The following is a 20,179-nucleotide window of genomic DNA, read 5'->3' on the forward strand; positions in this document are numbered from 1 at the left end:
TCGACATTGGCTACCACACGAGCTCGGCTACACGGAGATCGCTGCACGCGTGTCGTAGGGTCGGCTCGATGGTCGAAGATGACGAACGGCAGCGACGAATCGAGTGGCTGGGACAGGTCTGTATTGGGCTCCACGAGCAGTTCGGTCCCCTCACCGAGGGCGCACCTGCTGCCTACATTCCTGAGTTGAGCAACGTCGACCCCGATCTCTTTGCGATCGCAGCGGTCGCTCTCGATGGTCAGGAACAACTCACCGGCGACCATGACCACCTGTTCACCATTCAGTCGATCTCGAAGTTGTTGCTCTATGGCCTGGCGCTCGAAACACACGGCCGTGAAGCCGTGCTCGAGCGCGTGGGGGTGGCGCCGACGGGGGATTTGTTCAACGCCATCGAACTTGACGAGGAACGGCATCGGGCGCCGAATCCCATGGTGAATGCCGGCGCGATTGCCATCACTGACATGGTGGGCGGGTCGCGCGAAGAACGCATCGAGGGGATTGCTGCGATGTTCGAGCGGTACCTCGGACGGCGCCCTGAGATCGACGACGCTGTGTGGAAATCCGAACGTGCCACCGGCAACCACAACCGCGCCATTGCCTACCTGCTGCTCAGCCACGGCATCATCGAAGACCGGGTCGAAGAGACGCTCGACGTCTACTTCGCGCAGTGCTCGGTGCTCGTCTCCGCTCGTGACCTCGCAATGATCGGCGCCACGATCGCGAACAGCGGAGTTCACCCAGTGTCGGGAGAACAGATCGTGTCACCGCGAGTTGCTCGCGACATGCTGACCGTGGCCCTCACCTGCGGGATGTACGACTACGCAGGCGAGTGGGCGTACACGGTCGGCATCCCGGCAAAGAGCGGTGTGGGCGGTGGGATCGTTGGCATCATCCCGGGGGCCGGTGCGGTCGCGGTGTTCTCGCCGCGGCTCGACGAGCACGGCAACAGTGTCCGAGGTCTTCGAGTGTTCGAGGCACTCTCCGAAGAGTTCGATATGCACCTCTTCGACTTCGATCGCCCGTGGACCAGAGCGTGAACCCCCGCCGTCACCAGAGCCAGCGTCTGGTGCCAGCTGCCATCATCGCCACATTGCTCGTGGTGTTGCTGGGGGCCGGAAGTGCCGGCGCCACATGGTCGATCGTCATCAGTCAGGTCGACGAGGGCGCTGACGGCGCGGCAGGGGAGATTGGCACCATCGCGTTGGTGCTCGTCGCCGTCGGTCTGGCCGTGGTCATTGTCGGCCCGGTGATGTTCGTCCGATCACGGATCCGGCGGCACCGATCGACGGACTGAGATCAGCGAGTCCCGAACGTGTCTTCGGGCGGCGATGACGCCATCTCAAAGGTGCCCTCGGCGCCAGGCGCTGGGCCCGTAATCGCCCAGGTCGCGCCATGGTCAGCGAGCGTCGCGTACGGGATCTTCTCACTCGGGTTGACGATCACATCGAACCCGTCCAAGCTGCCCCGCTCGGCACGCACGACATCGAGCATTTCGCCGAGTTGAGTTGCATCGACCTCGATGGGAAAGAGGCCGTCGAACCTGGCGGCGCGTGCAACTGGTTTACGGGCCTCGCCGCGCGCGGCAAACCACAGCGGGATACGTGGCTGCTGCACCGGGCGCGGGAGTGCAACGATCGAGTCAGCAGTGAAGTGCTCCCCGTGGAAGTTGACCTCCTCACCGGTCCAGAGCGCGCAGAGCAGCTCGACGCCTTCATCAAGTCGTTGGCCGCGAATCCGCGGGTCCACGATCTCGCCGAAGCCGCTCAGCTCGCGGCTGGTGTCGACTCCCAGCCCGAGGCCGAGTGTCAATCGTCCACTCGACAAATGGTCGAGCGTCGTTGTCTCCCGAGCGAGCTTGATCGGACGTCGACGAGTGATTGGGGTGACCATTGGACCGATCCGAAGACGCGTGGTGGCGGCCGCAATAGCGGCCATTGCGACCCAGGGGTCGGCAATCTCTTGGGGCTCACCGGGTCGACGAAGCACGTGGTCCCACAGGAAGACGGCATCCCACCCTGCCTCCTCGGCGGCAACGGCATGCTCAACAAGTCGTACGGGGTCAGCGAGCGCGCCGAATGGCGGCAGGAACAAGGCGTGCTTCATCGACAGATTCTCCCATCACACCCGTGCGGGTCGAGGGAGGCCACCCCAAGGGTCACCCGTCGATCGCACCGAGCACGATCAGGCCGTCCTTCACGGCTGCATCGCCCTGTGCGTTCAGCACTTCGAACGGAACCGTCGTGGTGCCATCTGGAGTCAGCGTGCCGGGCCACACATTGATCGTGATCGTCGAGGGCATCGCCACCATCGCGGCGAACCGACCAGTGATCCGGCGGACCAACTCAGGACGCCCGCCAGCGCAGGCGTCGACGACGGCAGTGACGCCGTGAGCCAATGTGGCGGTGCCGTGCAGGATGATGTCGGGAAGTCCGGCGGCCAGCGCCACCGCCCGATCGGTGTGGATGGGATTCCAGATCCGAGCGCACTCGGTATAGGTGTGCGCAGCGCCTGCAGCGATGTCGAGGCTGAAGGTCGACGGGGCACCGGTTCGTTCAGAGCCGGCGATGGCGGCCGGTGGCATCGGGTCGAGCTGATGGACGTCATCGGTCGGGACACCGAGATAGATGGCGTCCTGTGTCGTGGTGGCAACAGGTTGCCCGTCAGCGTCGACGGTGACGAGGCGGGTTGTTGCCTTTGCGCCCGGGCCGATGTCGGTGAGCGCCACAATCTGAAGCTGCGTGGTCAGCCGGTCGCCTGGCCGAACGAGGCGGTGAATCGTGATGTCGTGTGCGGCGTGAACTCCAGTGAGGACCTCCGCCGTGGTCATGCCGATGGTCGACGACTTCGACCGTGACGCGACGATGGCTTCCCATTCTGGACAGACGGGGAAGAGCGGGTGGGCAACGACAGCGTCGGGTTGCATCGTGTCGAAGTAGCGATCGTTGTGATCGCCGAGCGCGGCGGCGTAGGCCATCGTCCAGCGCAGGTCGACGTCGTGGACAACAGGATCGACAGCGAGGTCGAGGAGTGCAGTGGGAACAGGCATCGCTCAACCGAGAGTAATGCCGGCCGTGGTCGATGGAACTGACATCGCAGATGAGAGACTGGACGCGCATGGGCCGGTGGACGATCGAGGGTGACTATGCCGCTGACGGTGCGGTGTGTGTCCGCCAAGCATTCACGCCGGATCAGATGGAATGGGCTCGTGCCGCCATCGATGCCAACCTCGCCGATCTCTCGCCGCGCGCGAAGCGTGCGAGCGCCGCAGGAGATGGCGCATTTATCGAAGATTTCTGCAACTGGTCCCGACTGCCTTCGATGGAACGATTCATCAGGAGGTCACCCGGCGCTGAAATTGCTGCGGAACTGAGCGGCTCGGACACGAGTCGGCTCTACCACGACCATGTGCTGGTCAAGGAGCCGGGAACCAAGCAGCGCACGCCCTGGCACCAGGACCAGCCGTACTACAACGTGTCGGGCACGCAGAACGCCAGCATGTGGTTCCAGTCGACATCGACGCTGCGCTCGACATCTGGACCGATGGACTGGAATGGCCGCACTCGATGCCGCGCGACCATCTCGTCGAACCGGTGATCGATGGGCTGATCCTCCACTTCAGCGTCGAGCGCGCCGAACTGGGCGAGGTGCTGCATCACTGCCGCGATGCCGTGCAAGCAGCGCTCGACCAGCACTACTACGTCGGTGTCAGCCACCTGTTCGGCGTCGCGGCGATCGCGCTGATCCGCAGCGGCGACGCGAAGACCGGCGCGAAGTTGGTCGGCTCGATGATTGCGAATGGTCATCGACCGCGCGGCAATGCCAGCCACGCGCTGACTGCCGCGCTTGGCGACGCGGTCGATGGTTACGAGGCTGCAGGGGCGTTGCTGACCGTGTCGCAGGCCGGGCGCATTGCCGTCACCGCGTTGGACGCCGCGATCGAACGAATCGGGACATTGCCGTGATGTCCAACGGGACCGACGCACACAGATTCTTTCTCAGCCTGTCTCCCGTCTGAGAAGATGCGCCGATGCAACTCCTTCGCGTTGTCCCTGTCCCTGTCTTTGGCCCATTCTCTGGCATTGGCATTGGCATTGGCACTGGCACCGGCATTGAGGTCGTCGGATGACACTGCCACTCGACGACATTCGCGTCATTGAGATCGACAGCTGGATGGCAGCGCCAAGTGCCGCAGCGATTCTCTCCGACCTCGGCGCCGACGTGATCAAGATCGAGCCGCTCACCGGCGACCCGATGCGCAACACGACTCGCCCGGCCAAGGTCGAGGGTGCCTTCAAGGGCTACGACTTCCAGTTTGATGTGGACAACCGTGGAAAGCGGTCGATTGCTGTCGACCTGGGGTCTGACACGGGTCGCGACATCGTGCACCGCCTGTGCGAATCAGCAGACGTGTTCCTGTGCAACCTGTTGCAGCGTCGACAAGAAAAGTTCGGCCTGGCGCCGGAGCAGCTTTTCGCCACGAACAGCAAACTCGTTCACGCGACCCTCACGGGCTACGGCACCGACGGCCCCGAGGCCTGGCGCCCCGGTTACGACGTCACCGCTTTTTTCGGGCGATCCGGCCTCTACGACTCGATGCGCGATGGTGCCGAAGGACAGGTTCCGATGGCGCGGCCGGCACAGGGCGACCACACCACCGGCCTCGCGCTGGTCAGCGGCATCCTCGCCGCGCTGCGCCTCGCCGAACGCACCGGCAAGGGTCAGGTCATTGAGACATCGTTGTTCGAAACGGCGGCATGGACGCTGGCAACCGACTATGGAATCACCGCCGTCGATCAGGCACCCGTGCGCCGTCGCTCCCGGCAGCAACAGATCGTCGCGACCGCGAACCGTTACCCGTGCGCGGATGGCAACTGGGTCGTGTTCAACATGCCCGAGGCCAGTGCATGGCCGCGCTTCTGCGCCGCGCTCGGCCTCGACCACCTCCTCGATGATGACCGCCTGCAAGACATCAAAGGCCGTTTCGACAACATGGCCGAACTGGTCGAGACCGTCGACGCTGCGCTCGCAGCGAAGCCGCGAGACGATTGGGGTCCGATCTTCGACGAACATCGGTTGATCTGGGGCCCGGTCCTGGGGCTCCACGAAGTCACCGCCGATCCCCAGGCCGAGGCCATTGGTCTCTTCCCGACCATCGAGCACGACGAGCACGGCGAGTACCGGACGGTTCGAGCCCCGATGCGCATTCGTGACGTCGACATCTCGCCACAACACTCATCGCCACGAGTCGGCGAACACACCCGCTCGGTCCTCGCCAGCGCGGGTTTCGACGATGCGATGGTTGACCGGCTCGTTGCCGATGGGCACGTCGCCGAACAGTGAGTCTGAACCGCCCCGCCGAGCACTGACTCAGTCGACGATGGCGGACAGCGCAGCCAGCAGGGTGGTGACATTGCGCAACCGCGCAGTATGGCCCATCGTGCCGACCCGCCAGACCTTGCCAGCGACGGGTCCAAGTCCACCGCCGATCTCGATGCCGTACTCGGCGAGCAACCGAGAGCGGACCTGTGCCTCGGATTGGTCGCCCAGGCGTCCCTCCGGAATCGTGATCGAGCTGAGAGGTGCGAGCCGGTGGCCCTCGGCGGCGAACAACTCGAACCCGAGCCGCTGCATGCCAATCTTGACCGCGTCGCCGGCCGCTTGATGGCGGGCGCGTACCGCGTCGAGACCCTCGTCCAGCACGGCGCCGAGGCCGGCGTGCAAGGACATGATCATCGAGATGGGTGCGGTGTGGTGGTACGCCCGAGCGCCGGATCCAGTGACGTACCCGGCAATCATGTTCAGATCGAGATACCACGACTGCGGCTTCGGCAGAATTCGTTCGATCGCTCGATCTGACACCGTCAAAGGTGCCAGACCCGGAGCGACGCCGAGGCACTTCTGCGTACCGCTGTAGGCGATGTCGATGCTCCACTCGTCGATGCGCAGATCGACACCGCCGAGCGAGGTGACACAGTCGGCGAGCAGCAGCGCATCGCCTTTGGCCGCACCCATTGCTGCGATGTCACTCTGCACGCCGGTCGAGGTCTCGGCATGCACCATTGCGTACATCGCAGGGTTGGGATGTGCGGCGAGCATTCGTTCGACGTCGACCGGTTGGCCCCATTCGTGGTCAACGGCAATGGCGTCGGCGCCGGTGCGGCTGACCACGTCGACCATCCGCCCACCAAAGACGCCATTGACGCCGACCACGACGGTGTCGCCCGGTCCGACGAAGTTGACAATGGCGGCTTCCATCCCGGCAGACCCGGTTGCCGACACGGGAAACGTCAACGCATTCGTGGTGCCGAATACCGTGCGCAGCCGATCGTTGGTCTCATCGAGCAGGGCGATGAACTCCGGGTCGAGGTGACCGAGCATTGGCCTGCCGAGCGCCTGCACAGCCTCGGGATAGGGGTTGCACGGGCCGGGGCCCATGAGGATGCGATCGGTCAACGTCATGTCGCCGACGATATGCGTTGGCCGCGGTGCAACGCGAGCCTGGGCGCACGATTGAGTCCAACTGGGTGAGTAGGTCGATCGTTCCTGACCGGAAGGCGTGGGGTGACTGCATCCACAATAATTGCAATAACAAGAACCGGTTACACTCACGCCCGCAACCCGAATCGTCAGGAGACACGCCACATGTCAGAGAACACGACCGACCCGACCATTGCCGACAACAAGCCGGCAGTTGCTGACCTGACGGCTGGAGAGGAATACCACTGGTGTGCCTGCGGTCGGTCGAGCAATCAGCCATTCTGCGACGGTTCACACGTTGGCACCGATTTCACGCCCAAGGCGTTCACAGCGGAAACCGACGGTGCTGCCCACCTCTGCGCGTGCAAGCGCACGGGCAACGCGCCCTACTGCGATGGCAGCCACGCCCAGATCACCGCCGTCCAGGTCGGAACGACAGGGTCAGCCGCCGCCGCAGCTGCAGCTACACCGCCACCGTCCGGCTCGGGAGCGGCGCCGACGGCTCGTTCGACGCCCGAGGAGCCCACCGTGGAGTTCATTCACCAGTTGGCTCGAGACGGCCTCACGAAGATCGGTCACCACGGAACGATGACGTCGATGGGGGTGCCACGCAAGGACCTCCCGCACTGGGACGACATCCAGATCATGGTGGCGCAGATGGCCACGAAGCCGCTGCTCGACGACGTCACCGTCGGCACCGAACTCGTCATCGGGCCGGAGGCCGAGCGGCCGCTCCACCTCGACATCCCCCTGTTCGTCTCGGACATGAGTTTCGGTGCGCTGTCCGAAGAAGCCAAGGTCGCTCTCGCCACGGGTGCCGAATTGGCCGGGACGGGAATCTGCTCGGGGGAAGGCGGCATGCTTCCCGAAGAGCAGCGGGCCAACAGCCGATACTTCTACGAACTGGCCAGTGCCCAGTTCGGCTACCGAGAAGAACTCCTGTCGTCCATCCAAGCCTTCCACTTCAAGGGCGGCCAGGGCGCGAAGACCGGAACGGGCGGACACCTGCCCGGGTCGAAGAACGTCGGCAAGATTGCTGAGGTCCGCGGCATCGAACCGGGACACCCAGCCGTGTCGCCGCCAACCTTCACCAACCTGCACAGTGTCGATGACTTTCGTCGATTCGGTGACCGCGTGCGCGAGCTGTCCGGCGGCGTTCCCATCGGTATGAAGCTCAGCGCCAATCACGTCGAGGCGGATCTCGGATTCGCACTTGATTCCGGAGTCGATTACGTCATCCTCGACGGCCGCGGAGGTGGCACCGGCGCCGCACCGACGATGTTCCGCGACCACATCAGCGTTCCGACCATTCCAGCCCTCGCCAGGGCTCGCCGCTTCCTCGACGACGCAGGGGCAAGCGGGCGCGTCACGTTGATCGTGACCGGCGGGTTGCGCGTCCCCACTGACTTCGTCAAAGCGCTCGCTCTCGGCGCCGATGGCATCGCGCTGTCGAACTCAGCCATGCAGGCCATCGGCTGCGTGGGTGCTCGAATGTGCAACTCCAACAACTGTCCGACCGGGATCGCAACCCAGAAGCCAGAACTCCGAGCCCGACTCGACGTCGCAGCATCGGCCCAACGCCTCGCAACGTTCTTCAGTGCATCGGTCGAACTCATGTCGGTGATGGCGCGTGCGTGCGGCCACGATCACCTGTCGAAGTTGAACCAGAACGACCTCGCCACCTGGGATGACAAGATGGCCAAGCTCAGCGGTGTCCGCTTCGCGGGCTACCAGTCGGTTGACGTGTAGTCCTTGAGGAACTGGCCCCACACATGAGTGCCGGTGTTCAATCCGTCGATGATCGGATCGACGATGCGCGCTGCGCCGTCGACGATGTCGAGCGGGGGATGGAACCGTTGCTCAGCGGTCTTGGCCTCGGCGATGGCAACAGGGTCCTCGTCGCTGACCCAGCCGGTGTCGACGCTGTTCATATTGATGCCCGAGTCGTGATAATCGGTCGCGGACGTCCTCGTCATCATGTTCAACGCGGCCTTTGCCATGTTGGTGTGCGGGTGCTTGGTGGTCTTCCGCGGCCGGTAGAACTGACCCTCGACGGCTGACACGTTGACCACGTGTTTGTGATCTCCGGGGGTTGCCTCCATCAACGGCTTCAGTCGGGCGTTCAACACGAACGGCGCCACAGCATTGACCAGTTGCGTCTCCAGCAGTTCGACCGCCGACACTTCGTGGAGCTGCAGTCGCCATGAGTTTCGGCCACGAAGATCGACCTGCTGCAGGTCTTGATCGAGTTGGCCCGCAGGAAAGAGCGAAGCAACAGTCGGGCGGTCCTCGGGCAGCAGCATCGCCTGGGAGAGCTCGGCAGCGCGAGTGAGGCCCGGAACGTCGGTGGCCTCGGCGGCGGGTGCGAGCGCAGCTGATCTGTCGTCGCCGAGCGGGAGGGAGGGCGCGGCGTTGCGGAGTGTTTCGTACGAGCCGACGAGTTGCAGGACATCGGCCGGCAGCGACTCGAGGGCCGCTGTTTCGCGGTCCATCATGTGTTCGTAGAAGCTTGGCGGTCGGCGCACGGTCTGGCACGCATTGTTGACGATGGCATCAAGTCGCGTGCGCGTCGCGAGGAGGTGTGCGCAGAAGGCCTCCACGCTTGGGGTGTGGCGGAGGTCGAGCCCGAAGATTTCGAGTCGGTCGCCCCAGTCGGCGAAGTCGGGCTCTGCCGCGTACCGCTCCGCAGCGTCACGCGCGAAGCGCGTCGCCACAATCAGCTCGGCTCCGCAGCGCAGCAGCTTGATGCCGGCCTGGTACCCGATTTTCACGCGGCCACCGGTCAGCAACACGACCATCCCCGACATGTCGGCCAGTTCGCCGCGCTTGGTGTAGTTGAGCGCCGCACAGCTGGGGCAGAGCTGGTCGTAGAAGTGGTGCACTTCGTGATAGCGGACCTTGCAGATGTAGCAGTGCTGAGGCTCGAGCGTCTCACGAAACGCTGGCCGGTCCGGATCATCGGCGACGTCGCGCTGCTCAAAGTCGCCCGGTGCGAACACGTCGGGCGTGGTGAACACCGGCTTACTGCGCAGCGTACGGATGCCGGTTTCGCCGAGCACGTCGTCATCTCGTTGAGTGCGCTCGTTGCGACGCTGCTGCTGCAGCAGCTTGGTGCGCCGCCGGCGAATCTCCGGATCGGGACAGAACACATCACCGGCCGCATTGAAGAAGTCGGCCTTTTCGTCAGCGTGGAGTTCGTTGGCCATTTCCGGAGCAGCAATGACCTCGCGCAGCACCGCCATCGCATCAAGCAAGCGCCGGCGCACCTCGTCGTTCGCTCCCTCGGATCCGGTCACTCCCGAAACCTACCGGCGAGCGGGCGCCACATCCGTTCCACGAGATTCCCTCCCACCGCGTGCGCGCCGGGTCCACGGGGAGACCTGGAGGGAAGTCAGCCGAGGCGGTCGAGGATGTTGCGCGTGATCTGCTCGATCTGTTCGTCCCGCCCGGCGAGGCCGTGGGCCCAATCAGTGGAGCCCGAAGTGATGACCGTGCCGCCGCCGGGGGAGACGTAGCTCCCGAGCATCGCCTGGCCAGCAGCGATCTTCTTGACCGCCGCTGGATCCCGAGAGTCGAACACCCGTGACGCGAGGAACTCGATCTCGGATGGCTCATGCGGCTTCGGGGGCCGACCGGCAGTCGTCCGCGTGAAGTGGGCAGCAGGAACCATGCCCAAGATCTCGAACGAGGCAGGCGTTCCGTCGACGCCCGTCGGGTGCGGCAGCCCGTCGACAACGGTGTACTCACAGCCGTCGCATTCGTACCCAACCGTGGTTGCAGCTGCGCCGAGTACGTCGCCGTAGTCGATCTCCGTGCCGTCGAACATCCAGTGCTCGGGGCGATACACCGTGTAGCCGCCAGCACCATTGGTGACGCGCTTGCCGATGCGGTGATAGCCGCCACGGGTGAAACTCACCCCGGTCATCTGGTTCTCAGGGCGGCCGATCAGATGATCGGACCAGATGCTCGTCAGCTCACCGATGCGGTCCGTTCCATACACCGGATCATCCTTGAACTGCCCTTTGTACCCGACCATCACCGTCGCTGGGCCGTCGTTGTCAGGGTCTTCCATCCGCACCTGCCACAGCGCGGTGTTGCCCGAAAAGAATGCGACGTTGCCACCACCAGCGATGAACGATTCGACCGTGTCGCGCATTGGACCGGACCAGTACTCGTCGTGTCCGACCGACAACAACAGCTGGTACCTGTCGACGATGCCCGGATGCTCCTCGAGGTCGGCGTTGGTCATGACATCAATGCCGTAGCCGTTGCGCTCGGCCCAGGCGAGGAACGGCCACTCCCAGTCCGGCCACCCAGCCGATCCCGCCCACCCGGAGAGATGGTTCATCCGGATGTAGCCGACATGGGCATTCATGTCGCGGTCGGGTGGGTTGGTCGTGGTCACTCGACGACCTGCTCCGGCGGGTTTGAACAGGTACCCGCGCGCCATCGGACGTTGCAGGGAGGCACGGGTGTTGCCGGTGTAGAGATTGCGGCCGGCGAAGTCGTTGTAGGCGTGCCACGTATTTGTCGCGAGTTGCAACAGAATCGTGTTGGCCGAATTGGCGCTCGGACGCACGACGAAGAACGCGTGGCTCTGTCGAGTCTTGCCGTCGACATCAATCGTCAGTTGGACCTCGTAGTACCCCGATGACCACTGATCGTCGGCGGTCACCGTTGTCGCAACCGGCCAGTTGCAGCCGTGGGCGTCAGCGTCGCGCGGCGTCGCGTGGTCACCGGCATCGACGGTGTCGGTCCACAGCACCGTCCGCTCAGCGCCGAGACGGGCGATCTCGACGTCGACCGGTCGGCCGCCCGCAGATGACAGATGCAGTGCGACGCCTGCGCCCGCCGTGATGGATTGGGGCCAGCAGTACCCGGTGACAGTTTCGATCGCCATGGACTGATCCTGGCACATGGTCCACCGGCCCCTTCGGCCGTGTCGGGCGTCACGTCGATGATATGCGAGCATCTGAGTCAACCCGCCGCGCTGCGCGGCGGCACGACGGATGGAGTGCCCATGACGAAGATTCCCGCCACGATCGATGAAGTGACTGTCGAATGGCTGGCCGCGGCCACCGGACTCGCCGTCACCGGACTCGACGCCGAGATCATTGGCGTCGGTATTGGCGTCAGTAGTGCCGTCTACCGCCTGCACCTCAGTGGCACCGACGTTCCCAAGACCCTGGTGCTGAAACTGCCGGCGCTTGACGAAGCGGCAGTGTTCACGAGCTCGATGCTGCGGATGTACGAGCGTGAGGTCAAGTTCTATGAAGAGCTCCGGGAGCGCTCGCCGATCGACGCGCCACAAGGGTTCGGAGGTGCCGTGTCAGAGGACGGAGCTTCGTACTTTGTCCTGATGGAAGACGAAGGCGGGCATCGAGTCGTCGACCAGATCGAAGGGATGGAGATCGCCGATGCCGAGCGTGCCGTCGACGAACTCGCTCTCTGGCACGCAGAGTTCTGGGGTGATGCGGAACGGTTCGTCGAGACCGGCGCTGCGGTGAGTCTGGCCGACCCGATCTACCTCGCCGTCTTGCCCGTCGTCTTCGCCGAAGGCTGGGAGAAGGTCAGTTCGCTGATGGACGTTGAGCCAGCGATCGCCAACGTGGCACCACGTTGGGCAGAGGCGATGCCCGCGATGTTGGCGACGCTGTCGACATCGCCCACCACGGTGATTCACGGCGACTACCGCGCTGACAACATCTTCTTCGCTGCAGATGGCCGCACGGTCCTCCTCGACTTCCAGCTGACCGGTCTCGGTTCGCCGTCTTACGATCTGGCCTACTTCGTCACCCAGAGCCTCTTGCCTGACGTCGCGGTCGCCCACGAGCGAGCCCTCTTTGATCGGTATATCGCCGCGCTCCACGCTGCAGGCGTATCGCCTGCCGAAACCAATCGTCTGTGGGAGGACTACCGGCTGGCCGCGTTGTTCTGTCTCGTCTATCCGATCGTTGCCGCCCGGGGGATGGACTTCGACGACCCACGTCAGTTCGCGCTGATCGAAACGATGAACCGGCGGTGTGCACGAGCCATCGACGCGTTGGACCTCGAATCACTGCTCGACGCGTGACACCGATGTCGTGCGCTCGTCGATCGAGGACGCTGGCTGCCAAGCTCGGTACCCGATGACACTCGATAACGATGAACACCGTGCCGCGATTGCCGAAGGTGTTGATCGCGTCTGTGCTGACTTCGACGATGACTACTGGTCGCAGAAGGATCGCGACCATGAGTTTCCCTGGGACTTCTACAACGCGATGGCCGCCGGTGGATGGGTTGGCATCGCGATCCCCGAGCAATACGGCGGCGGCGGCCAGGGGATTGCCGAAGGTGCACTCGTCTTGAATCGTGTCGCAGCGTCGGGCGCTGCAATGAACGGCTCGACCGCGCTGCACTTGACGATGTTCGGCCTCGCCCCGGTCATCAAGTTTGGCAACGACCAACTCAAGGACACCTTTCTTCCCCGAGCAGCGGCAGGCGATCTCCACGTTGCCTTCGGGGTGACCGAACCGGATGCTGGGACCGACACGAGTCGCATCTCGACGCGCGCCACCGACGACGGAATGGGTGGCTTCATCATTTCGGGTCGCAAGATTTGGACGTCGAAGGCACTCGAGTCTGAGGTCTGCCTACTGCTCGCCCGCACCGACGGAACGCCAGGCGAAGGGTTCGGCGGTCTGTCACTGTTTCTTGTCGACCTCGACCCGCAGTATTGCGACATCGCGCCGATCCCGAAGCTCGGGCGCAATGCGGTGGCGTCGTGTGAGGTGGCCTACGACGATTTACCGGTCGAAGGCTGGCGCCTCGTCGGTGAACGCGGCCGCGGATTCCACCACATCCTGCACGGACTGAACGCCGAACGTATTCTGCTTGCCTCGATGGCCTGCGGGATCGGGGAGGTCGCTCTGCGGCGAGCCATCGCGTACGCCCAAGAGCGCGAGGTCTTCGGTCGCCCCATCGGCAAGAACCAGGCGATCTCGCACCCGTTGGCCAAGGCTCACATGGACCTGCAGGCGGCGTACACGATGATGCTGGTGGCCGCTGAGCGTTATGACGCCGGGCTCGAATGTGGCGAGCAGGCCAACACCGCCAAATACCTGGCAGCCGAGGCGTCGTTCTTCGCTGCCGATCAAGCGATCCAAACGCACGGCGGTTTGGGCTACGCCACCGAATATCACGTTGAGCGGTATTGGCGCGAGGCTCGGCTGCAACGACTTGCGCCCGTCAGCCAAGAGATGACGCTCAACTACATCGCCCAGAACGTCCTCGGCCTCCCCAAGTCCTACTGAGACAACGTCGAGCGGGCAGTTGGGACCGGTTTCAACCGATGTCGCGACGTGCCAGTGCGCGGACGCCGACGGTGAGACCGACGACAGCGAACGCGGTCAACACGACCAGCGGCACGATGTCGAAACTGCTACCGGGAAGCGCCGGAACGTGTTCGAACGGCGACAGGTTGCGAACCCACTGGGGGAGCTCGAGCAGCGGCCCGAAAAGACCGATCACGACTAGCGCCGCCAGCACCGCCCAGGCCGCGTTCGCCGCGTGTCTCGAGTAACCGATGAGCAGTGTCGTGACGCCGCACAGCACCCAGAGTGCGGGCGTCAGCACGAGGGCACCGGCCACGATGCGCGCGATCTGTCCAACGTCACCGCTGACCAGGGCGAAGCCCACTCCGGTAGCGACACCCGACACGGCCATGATGGCCGTCACCCCGACGGTTGCCACGACGAGGTGGCTCATCGCCCATGTGTGCCGAGCGGTCGGAGTGGCGAGTATCCAGTCGGCGCGCGTCGCTGCCTCTTCGGATCGGAGTCGAAGGACGGACGAGATCGCAAACCCTGAGGCGATGAAGGCGAGCATGAACAGCGCCGTCGACAGGAACGCGTCGGTCGGCGACGCTTGACCCAGCTGCTCGAAGAAGTCCGCCATCTCCGGATTATCGGCAAAAAGCGTCTCGGCCTGATCGGCGATGATGCCATAAAAGAAACCGAAGAGCGCCAGGCCGACGAGCCACCCCGCAACCAAGGCGCGTTGCAAACGCACCGCAAGACCGAAGGTGGAACCGAGCCGTGGACCAGCCGTTGCATTGCCGATTCGCTGCGGCAGCATTCCGGCACCGACATCTCGACGTGACTGCAAGTGGATGGCGAGGGCGAGGAGTCCGGCCGACGCTCCCACCGGAATGACGAGTACCCACCAGCGTTCGTCAGCAAAGGCCCGGATGGCCTGCCCCCACCCGATGGGTGACCCCCACGAGAGCGCCGGTGCCGTGACGTCACCGACAGCGCGCACGACGAACATCACAGCGAGCACCGTTGATGCGAGCCCGAGCGCAGCGCGCGCCCCGCCGACCACTTGCGCAGCGATCGCTGCAACCGAGATGAAGACAGCGCCGATGCCGACCATCGCAGCACCGAAGGCCAGCGAGCCTGCGGTCGGCAGATCGGCCGCCAGCAGAACGGCCACCGCGCCGGCGGCGACAGCGACCACCACGAGAATCACGTGAACACACGTCGCAGCGAGTGGGGCATGGCGGCCGATCGGCGCAGCTCTGATCAACTCGATCCGCTCAGTCTCCTCTTCAGTCCGAGTGTGCCGCACCGTCAAAAAGATGCTCATGAGCGCCACGGCGATGAGCGTCCAGATGCTGAGTTCGTTCATCACCACCGCACCCGTTGTCGGTGTGTCGAGGCCGTACCCGGGCCCCGCCTGCACGATCAGCGCCGCGTTCCCGTCAACGAGCTCGGCGTACTGATCGAGGTCGGCTTGCGTGTCGTACAGGCCGACGATGCTCTGCGTCGTGGCAGCGACAAGTCCAACGATGCCGGCGAACCACCAGACGACCCGCACCCGGTCGAGCCGCATTCTGAGTCGAAGGAGCGCACCGAATCCGCTGAGCTGACCGTCTCGCTTGGTCGAGCCCAGTCGAGGCGCGGCGATCGGAGCGACTGCGGTGTCGGTCATGGCGTTGCTGTCGTGTCCTGGCCGTTGCTGTCCGAGTAGTGCATCAAGAACAGTTCTTCAAGTGTCGGCGGTTGGCTGACGAGAGAGACCACTCCGGCCTCTCCGAGCTGTCGCATCACCTCGTCGATCGCACTCCCGTCGACGTCGAAGCGGAGTCGGTCATCGTCGACACGGACCCGATGGACGCCCGCTCGAGTGTCGAAGTCCGTCAGTGGCACCCGCGTGCGTACATCGATGCTGGTGCGGGTGAGTGAACGAAGCTCATCGAGGGTGCCGTGCTGTACCGCTCGACCCTGCCTGATGATCGTGACGCGGTCGCACAGGGCCTCCACCTCGGCAAGGATGTGGCTCGACAACAACACCGTCGTTCCGTCGGCAGTGGCTTCGAGGATGCACGACTGAAAGACCGATTCCATCAGCGGGTCGAGGCCCGATGTGGGTTCGTCTAAGAGCAGCAGATCGACGCGCGACGACAGCGCAGCGATCAGTGCGACCTTCTGCCGATTCCCCTTGGAATAGGTGCGGCTCTTCTTGCGCGGGTCGAGTGCGAATCGCGCGATCAATTCATCACGGCGTCGATGATCGATGCCACCGCGCAGCCGCCCGAGCAGGTCGATGATCTCGCCGCCCGACAGCCCGGGCCACAGATTCACATCCCCAGGGACATAAGCGAGGCGGCGATGGAGCTCCACGGCGTCAGCCCACGGGTCCGCGCCGAACAGCCGGGCCACGCCACTGTCGGCCCGAAGGAGCCCGAGCAGCACGCGAATCGTGACGGTCTTGCCGGCCCCGTTCGGGCCGAGAAACCCGTGGACGTCGCCTGGCTCGACGCGGAGATCAAGCCCGTCAAGTGCTCGGGTCGGGCCAAAGGCCTTGGCGACGTTCACCAACGAGATGATCGCCGAGTCGGCGCCGCGTGGGTCGGACATCGTCAACTAGTCGAGCAACTCGACGAGGAGGTCGCGCATCGAGACGATGCCGTACAGCGCTCCGGTTTCATCGCGCAGAAGAATGTGACGGATGTAGTTCTCCATCATTTCCGCCGCGACGTCGGCGATCGTCGAATCAACCGTTGCCCAAAGAAGGTGGTCGCTCTCGATCGATGCAACGGTTGCGGTGTCGAGGTCGACATCGTCAGCGACCGCTCGGACGATGTCGCGTTCGGACACCACCCCTTCGACGGCGTCGCGCGTCCCGACGACGAGGAGGCTCACGTCATCCTCGGCGAGCGATGCAGCGGCAGCGCGCAGCGTTGCCCCCGGATCGATTGTTGTGATGCGGTCACTCGCCACCGATTTCACGGGGCGCACCGCGAAGAACATCTCTGCGTCGCTCATGACTCCATGATGCAATATGTCGCCGACCCGCGGCCAGAGAACAAGGTCCTGTCCGTGTGTCAGCGGCGGGTGTCAGCAGACGGCGCGGACGTATGGGTACGGGTTGACAGCAGTGCCGCCGCCGGGATGGATCTGGAGGTGGAGATGAGGTGTGCCCGCGTTGCCGGTCTGGCCGACGGTGCCGATCTGCTCGCCCTGAGAGACAGAGCGGTTGCCGCCTGTGAAGCCCAGCAAGTGTGCGTAGTAGTACTTCGTGCCGCTGTTGCCGGTGACCCAGGCGGCGTTGCCGCCCAGGCGGTTGGTGGAGAATCGAACGGTGCCTGATTCAGCCGCCACGAGCGTGGTGCCTGATGGCGCAATCATGTCGACACCCTGATGGCGGCGCCCACCGGAGCGGGGGGCTCCCCACGTGTTCGCGAACGCATAGTTGCCGCGGATCGGGCAGGTCATCCCCCGACCAGCGTTTGATGGCGGCGAAGTCGCCGGTGGGGCGCTTCCACCCGAGCTGCCACTCCCGGCACTGCCGCCGGAACTTCCGCCGCTCGAACCGGAGCTTCCCGATGATCCGGATGATCCCGAGTTGCTGTTCGAACTGGCCGCCGCGGCCGATGCGGCGGATTGACGATCGGCTGCGGCCTGGGCCGCGGCTGCATCCTGGCGCGCCCGTTCCTCGCGCTGGCGCTGCAACTCGCGTTCGATTGCTTCGTCGATCTGCCGCCGTTCCTCAACTTCGATGAGTCGGGCGATCTCGTCTTCGGTTCGCTGCTGCAAGGCGGCGTAGTCGATTGACGCCTGTTCCGCCTCGGCTTGACGCCGTTCGAGGCGGGTGCGGGCTTCGTCGACTTCCTTGATCACGGCATCGAAGTCGTCGAGTTCAACCGTTGCGGCCTCGACAGTGACTGCAGTCAGCACTTCGGCAGTCAGTTCGTCGTTGGCCTCGTCGAGGTCGCCGAGCAGAATGAAGCTGGACCCTCCTGACTGCGTGAAGCGACGCACCGCAGATGCTTCGAGTGACCGGCGCATCTCACTTGACTCGGCTTCAACTGCTGTCAGTTCCCGCTGGGCCTCGGCAATCTCCAGGCTCAGCGTGTCGATCAACGACTCAGCATCGAACAACGCCTGTGCGGCCTCGTTGGCTCGATCGCGGGCGGCTTGGATCTCGCGCGCGGCCTGCCGGGCTGCCTCGCTGTCGGTCTGCGCCTCGACCGGAATGGTCGAGCCCACCGCAGACAGCCCGAGCGTCAGCACCACCGTTGCGGCGGCGAGGCGGCGCGTCGACTGACGCGACCAGAGCGAGCGGGGCGACGTCACGGAACGCGACGATACAGCGCAGCGCGAGGCGGTGTCCGTCAGAGCCAGTGGTTGACGGTTTCGGTGACTCGTTCAGCAACTCGCTGGAAGAGCCCACGATCGGCCCATTCCTGTGGATCGAGCAGCACGCAGTGTTCGAGATCCTCGTCGAGGTGACGATCGAGCACCGCGACGACGTCGGGGTCGAAGACAACGATGTTCGCCTCGTCGTCGTGACGCAGCGACCGCTGATTGAAGTTGGCTGAACCCACTGAAGCGACGGTTCCGTCGACCGTCATCACCTTGGCGTGCATCATCGACACCTCGTACGTACGCAACACCACGCCGGCTTGCAGCAGACGCTGGTACGACGCCTCACCGGTGATCTGAATGAAGCGCTTGTCAGCGTGCGTGCCGGGAAGCATAATGTCGACCGAGACCCCACGTTCCACAGCGTCGACTAATGCCTGAGTGAGCTGTTCGCCCGGATTGAAATACGCCGATGCAATACGAATTCGTTGCTGTGCACACGCGATGAGCGTGATCATCAGCCGCCAGATGTCGTTGGATCCGTTTTCGGCAGCAGCCTGCACAACAGCACACGCCGTCGTGCCTGCGGGACGCGAGTCGATAACCGACTCAGACATCGGGTCGAAGCCGCTGTGGTTGTGGTCGGCCCAGTTGTCGATGAAGCCGGCCTGCAACCCCGCAATTGCCGGCCCGCGGACTCGCAGATGCGTATCGCGGTACTCGTGCTCGTTGCGTGCGTTGCCGGACCACTCGTCGGCAATCCCGACGCCGCCGATGAAACCAACGGTGCCGTCGACCACAAGGATTTTGCGATGCGTGCGGTTGTTCGCGCCGTTCAGCTGCGGAATCTTCTCGTCAGTGAACGGCCGGAACCAGCGCAACTCGCAGCTTGAGCCCTTGATCGTGTTGATCACCTGGGAATCGAGCTTGCGTTCGGCAAGCGCGTCGACCAATACCCGGACCCGGCATCCACGGTTTGCCGCACCGACCAGTGCTTGCGCGAAGCGGTCCGCGACATGGCCGCTCCAAAAGACGAAGGTGACGATGTCGACCGTCTGTTCAGCTCCATCGATGGCATCGAGCATCGCACCGAAGATCTCGTCGCCGTTGCGCAGGACATCGACCGTGTTGCCCTCCGTCGCGTGGAGACCGAGCAGCGAATGGACGCGGTCGGCCCATTCACCGGCGCTGGCCAGCGCCGGGCCGGTGGTCGACGACGCCCGACTCATCAACCGACCGCGGTACCGAGCCAACTACCGATGACCCACGTGATCGTGCACGCTCCAATCGCCCAACTCATCTGGCGGCCGGCTGTGCGGATCATCGATCGTTCGGTGAAGCGTGCGAGCACTGCGCCCACGCAGGCTGTTGCAACCAGCCCGAGAATGGCCGAAGCAATCACGGCGCCATTGCCCTCGAAGAAGAACCAGGGGAACAGCGGAATGAGCGCGCCGAAAGCGAAGGCGATGAACGAGCTGAGTGCGGCGGAGCCGGCGTTCCCGGTCCCGTCGGGATCGACGCCAAGCTCTTCGCGAGCGTGCACGTCGAGTGCCACCTCAGGATTCTCGTGGACTTGTTCAGCCATTCGGCGCGCAGTCTCCGCGTCTGCACCACGTTGGCGGTAGATCGCGGCAAGCTCGCGTTGTTCCATCTCGGGCTGCCTGGCGATTGAAAGTCGTTCGATGTCGAGTTCACGCTCGACCAACTCGGCCTGGGCCTTCATCGACACATATTCACCGGCAGCCATCGAGGCTGACCCTGCGAGCAAGCCGGCAACACCTGCGATGAGCACGCTCTCGCGTGTCGAAGCGGCAGCAGCGACGCCGAGGATGAGCGCAACGTTGGACACCAGGCCATCGCTGACGCCGAACACCGCAGCACGAATTGTGCCGCCCGTGACGTCTCGGTGGCGATGGACCATGTGGCTGTGGCCCGACCCATGGGAGTGTTCGTGTTCGTGAACGTGTTTTTCCTGACCGGACCCGGCGTCATGATCGGTGACATCAGCGGACATGACCAACACGGTACCCGCAGACCGGCGCGTCCCACATCGACGTTGCCCGCCGAGCCGTTGG

19 protein-coding genes are annotated in these 20,179 nt (G+C 64.3%); 8 read left to right on the top strand and 11 right to left on the bottom strand.

Annotated elements, in window-relative coordinates; translation table 11 throughout:
• Positions 1–68: 68 nt before the first annotated feature.
• The gene (gene glsA / locus ACH2DW_RS06135; protein WP_394928841.1) at positions 69–1,037 is read left to right on the top strand and encodes a glutaminase A; all 969 of its coding nucleotides are present in this window, start codon (positions 69–71) and stop codon (positions 1,035–1,037) included.
• 29 nt (positions 1,038–1,066) lie between these two features.
• Positions 1,067–1,294 carry a hypothetical protein gene (locus tag ACH2DW_RS06140; protein WP_394928842.1) on the top strand — a complete coding sequence of 76 codons (228 nt, stop codon included), beginning with the start codon at positions 1,067–1,069 and terminating at the stop codon, positions 1,292–1,294.
• Between the two features lie 2 nt (positions 1,295–1,296).
• Here the strand turns inward: ACH2DW_RS06140 and ACH2DW_RS06145 are convergent, their stop codons facing one another.
• On the bottom strand, positions 1,297–2,103 hold the full coding sequence (locus ACH2DW_RS06145) for an LLM class flavin-dependent oxidoreductase (RefSeq protein WP_394928843.1): 807 nt from the start codon (positions 2,101–2,103) through the stop codon (positions 1,297–1,299).
• Between the two features lie 52 nt (positions 2,104–2,155).
• On the bottom strand, positions 2,156–3,046 hold the full coding sequence (locus tag ACH2DW_RS06150; RefSeq protein ID WP_394928844.1) for a MaoC/PaaZ C-terminal domain-containing protein: 891 nt from the start codon (positions 3,044–3,046) through the stop codon (positions 2,156–2,158).
• Between the two features lie 50 nt (positions 3,047–3,096).
• Between ACH2DW_RS06150 and ACH2DW_RS06155 the strand changes: the two genes are divergently transcribed.
• From ACH2DW_RS06155 to ACH2DW_RS06165, 3 genes are all read left to right on the top strand, one after another.
• Positions 3,097–3,594 (top strand): phytanoyl-CoA dioxygenase family protein, encoded by a 498-nt coding sequence (locus tag ACH2DW_RS06155; RefSeq protein WP_394928845.1) that lies wholly within the window; start codon positions 3,097–3,099, stop codon positions 3,592–3,594.
• On the top strand, positions 3,564–3,962 hold the full coding sequence (locus ACH2DW_RS06160; RefSeq protein WP_394928846.1) for a hypothetical protein: 399 nt from the start codon (positions 3,564–3,566) through the stop codon (positions 3,960–3,962). The genes ACH2DW_RS06155 and ACH2DW_RS06160 overlap by 31 nt, the downstream gene beginning before the upstream one ends.
• Before the next feature lie 160 nt (positions 3,963–4,122).
• On the top strand, positions 4,123–5,340 hold the full coding sequence (locus ACH2DW_RS06165) for a CaiB/BaiF CoA transferase family protein (protein ID WP_394928847.1): 1,218 nt from the start codon (positions 4,123–4,125) through the stop codon (positions 5,338–5,340).
• 27 nt (positions 5,341–5,367) lie between these two features.
• Here the strand turns inward: ACH2DW_RS06165 and ACH2DW_RS06170 are convergent, their stop codons facing one another.
• Entirely contained in the window at positions 5,368–6,459 is a 1,092-nt protein-coding gene (locus ACH2DW_RS06170) for a pyridoxal-phosphate-dependent aminotransferase family protein (protein WP_394928848.1), read from the bottom strand.
• Positions 6,460–6,642: 183 nt separating this feature from the next.
• Here ACH2DW_RS06170 and ACH2DW_RS06175 point away from each other — a divergent pair, with 183 nt between their 5' ends.
• Positions 6,643–8,226, top strand: a complete 1,584-nt coding sequence (locus tag ACH2DW_RS06175; RefSeq protein ID WP_394928849.1) for a glutamate synthase-related protein — start codon at positions 6,643–6,645, stop codon at positions 8,224–8,226.
• Here the strand turns inward: ACH2DW_RS06175 and ACH2DW_RS06180 are convergent.
• Together ACH2DW_RS06180 and ACH2DW_RS06185 are read right to left on the bottom strand one after the other, a co-directional pair.
• Positions 8,205–9,719, bottom strand: a complete 1,515-nt coding sequence (locus ACH2DW_RS06180) for an SDR family NAD(P)-dependent oxidoreductase (protein ID WP_394928890.1) — start codon at positions 9,717–9,719, stop codon at positions 8,205–8,207. The two genes, ACH2DW_RS06175 and ACH2DW_RS06180, sit on opposite strands and share 22 nt — an antisense overlap.
• Positions 9,720–9,868: 149 nt before the next feature.
• On the bottom strand, positions 9,869–11,377 hold the full coding sequence (locus tag ACH2DW_RS06185) for a N,N-dimethylformamidase beta subunit family domain-containing protein (RefSeq protein ID WP_394928850.1): 1,509 nt from the start codon (positions 11,375–11,377) through the stop codon (positions 9,869–9,871).
• A gap of 120 nt (positions 11,378–11,497) precedes the next feature.
• Between ACH2DW_RS06185 and ACH2DW_RS06190 the strand changes: the two genes are divergently transcribed.
• Positions 11,498–12,550 (top strand): phosphotransferase family protein, encoded by a 1,053-nt coding sequence (locus ACH2DW_RS06190; protein WP_394928851.1) that lies wholly within the window; start codon positions 11,498–11,500, stop codon positions 12,548–12,550.
• 55 nt (positions 12,551–12,605) lie between these two features.
• Entirely contained in the window at positions 12,606–13,769 is a 1,164-nt protein-coding gene (locus ACH2DW_RS06195) for an acyl-CoA dehydrogenase family protein (RefSeq protein ID WP_394928852.1), read from the top strand.
• 31 nt (positions 13,770–13,800) lie between these two features.
• Here the strand turns inward: ACH2DW_RS06195 and ACH2DW_RS06200 are convergent, their stop codons facing one another.
• From ACH2DW_RS06200 to ACH2DW_RS06225, 6 genes are all read right to left on the bottom strand, one after another.
• Positions 13,801–15,447: an ABC transporter permease gene (locus ACH2DW_RS06200; protein WP_394928853.1), complete on the bottom strand. Its 1,647-nt coding sequence runs from the start codon at positions 15,445–15,447 to the stop codon at positions 13,801–13,803.
• Positions 15,444–16,376 carry an ATP-binding cassette domain-containing protein gene (locus ACH2DW_RS06205; RefSeq protein WP_394928854.1) on the bottom strand — a complete coding sequence of 311 codons (933 nt, stop codon included), beginning with the start codon at positions 16,374–16,376 and terminating at the stop codon, positions 15,444–15,446. The genes ACH2DW_RS06200 and ACH2DW_RS06205 overlap by 4 nt, the downstream gene beginning before the upstream one ends.
• A 6-nt stretch (positions 16,377–16,382) precedes the next feature.
• Positions 16,383–16,784 (bottom strand): CBS domain-containing protein, encoded by a 402-nt coding sequence (locus ACH2DW_RS06210; protein WP_394928855.1) that lies wholly within the window; start codon positions 16,782–16,784, stop codon positions 16,383–16,385.
• Positions 16,785–16,856: 72 nt separating this feature from the next.
• Positions 16,857–18,095 carry a peptidoglycan DD-metalloendopeptidase family protein gene (locus ACH2DW_RS06215; protein WP_394928856.1) on the bottom strand — a complete coding sequence of 413 codons (1,239 nt, stop codon included), beginning with the start codon at positions 18,093–18,095 and terminating at the stop codon, positions 16,857–16,859.
• A gap of 38 nt (positions 18,096–18,133) precedes the next feature.
• Complete coding sequence (locus ACH2DW_RS06220) at positions 18,134–19,333, bottom strand: phosphatidylserine/phosphatidylglycerophosphate/cardiolipin synthase family protein (protein ID WP_394928857.1); 1,200 nt, start codon at positions 19,331–19,333, stop codon at positions 18,134–18,136.
• A complete protein-coding gene (locus ACH2DW_RS06225) occupies positions 19,333–20,118 on the bottom strand; it encodes a VIT1/CCC1 transporter family protein (RefSeq protein WP_394928858.1) in 786 nt (261 codons plus the stop codon). The genes ACH2DW_RS06220 and ACH2DW_RS06225 overlap by 1 nt, the downstream gene beginning before the upstream one ends.
• Positions 20,119–20,179 lie beyond the last annotated feature (61 nt).

Origin of the sequence: uncultured Ilumatobacter sp., from assembly GCF_963980585.1 — a bacterium.
Classification (GTDB): domain Bacteria; phylum Actinomycetota; class Acidimicrobiia; order Acidimicrobiales; family Ilumatobacteraceae; genus Ilumatobacter_A.

Excerpts from the sequence above, each read along its gene's own strand:
- glsA (WP_394928841.1), top strand. The coding sequence starts at position 69 with ATGGTCGAAGATGACGAACGGCAGCGACGAATCGAGTGGCTGGGACAG.
- ACH2DW_RS06145 (WP_394928843.1), bottom strand. The coding sequence starts at position 2,103 with ATGAAGCACGCCTTGTTCCTGCCGCCATTCGGCGCGCTCGCTGACCCC.
- ACH2DW_RS06150 (WP_394928844.1), bottom strand. The coding sequence starts at position 3,046 with ATGCCTGTTCCCACTGCACTCCTCGACCTCGCTGTCGATCCTGTTGTC.
- ACH2DW_RS06155 (WP_394928845.1), top strand. The coding sequence starts at position 3,097 with ATGAGAGACTGGACGCGCATGGGCCGGTGGACGATCGAGGGTGACTAT.
- ACH2DW_RS06160 (WP_394928846.1), top strand. The coding sequence starts at position 3,564 with ATGCCGCGCGACCATCTCGTCGAACCGGTGATCGATGGGCTGATCCTC.
- ACH2DW_RS06165 (WP_394928847.1), top strand. The coding sequence starts at position 4,123 with ATGACACTGCCACTCGACGACATTCGCGTCATTGAGATCGACAGCTGG.
- ACH2DW_RS06170 (WP_394928848.1), bottom strand. The coding sequence starts at position 6,459 with ATGACGTTGACCGATCGCATCCTCATGGGCCCCGGCCCGTGCAACCCC.
- ACH2DW_RS06175 (WP_394928849.1), top strand. The coding sequence starts at position 6,643 with ATGTCAGAGAACACGACCGACCCGACCATTGCCGACAACAAGCCGGCA.
- ACH2DW_RS06180 (WP_394928890.1), bottom strand. The coding sequence starts at position 9,719 with ATGGCGGTGCTGCGCGAGGTCATTGCTGCTCCGGAAATGGCCAACGAA.
- ACH2DW_RS06185 (WP_394928850.1), bottom strand. The coding sequence starts at position 11,377 with ATGGCGATCGAAACTGTCACCGGGTACTGCTGGCCCCAATCCATCACG.
- ACH2DW_RS06190 (WP_394928851.1), top strand. The coding sequence starts at position 11,498 with ATGACGAAGATTCCCGCCACGATCGATGAAGTGACTGTCGAATGGCTG.
- ACH2DW_RS06195 (WP_394928852.1), top strand. The coding sequence starts at position 12,606 with ATGACACTCGATAACGATGAACACCGTGCCGCGATTGCCGAAGGTGTT.
- ACH2DW_RS06200 (WP_394928853.1), bottom strand. The coding sequence starts at position 15,447 with ATGACCGACACCGCAGTCGCTCCGATCGCCGCGCCTCGACTGGGCTCG.
- ACH2DW_RS06205 (WP_394928854.1), bottom strand. The coding sequence starts at position 16,376 with ATGTCCGACCCACGCGGCGCCGACTCGGCGATCATCTCGTTGGTGAAC.
- ACH2DW_RS06210 (WP_394928855.1), bottom strand. The coding sequence starts at position 16,784 with ATGAGCGACGCAGAGATGTTCTTCGCGGTGCGCCCCGTGAAATCGGTG.
- ACH2DW_RS06220 (WP_394928857.1), bottom strand. The coding sequence starts at position 19,333 with ATGAGTCGGGCGTCGTCGACCACCGGCCCGGCGCTGGCCAGCGCCGGT.
- ACH2DW_RS06225 (WP_394928858.1), bottom strand. The coding sequence starts at position 20,118 with ATGTCCGCTGATGTCACCGATCATGACGCCGGGTCCGGTCAGGAAAAA.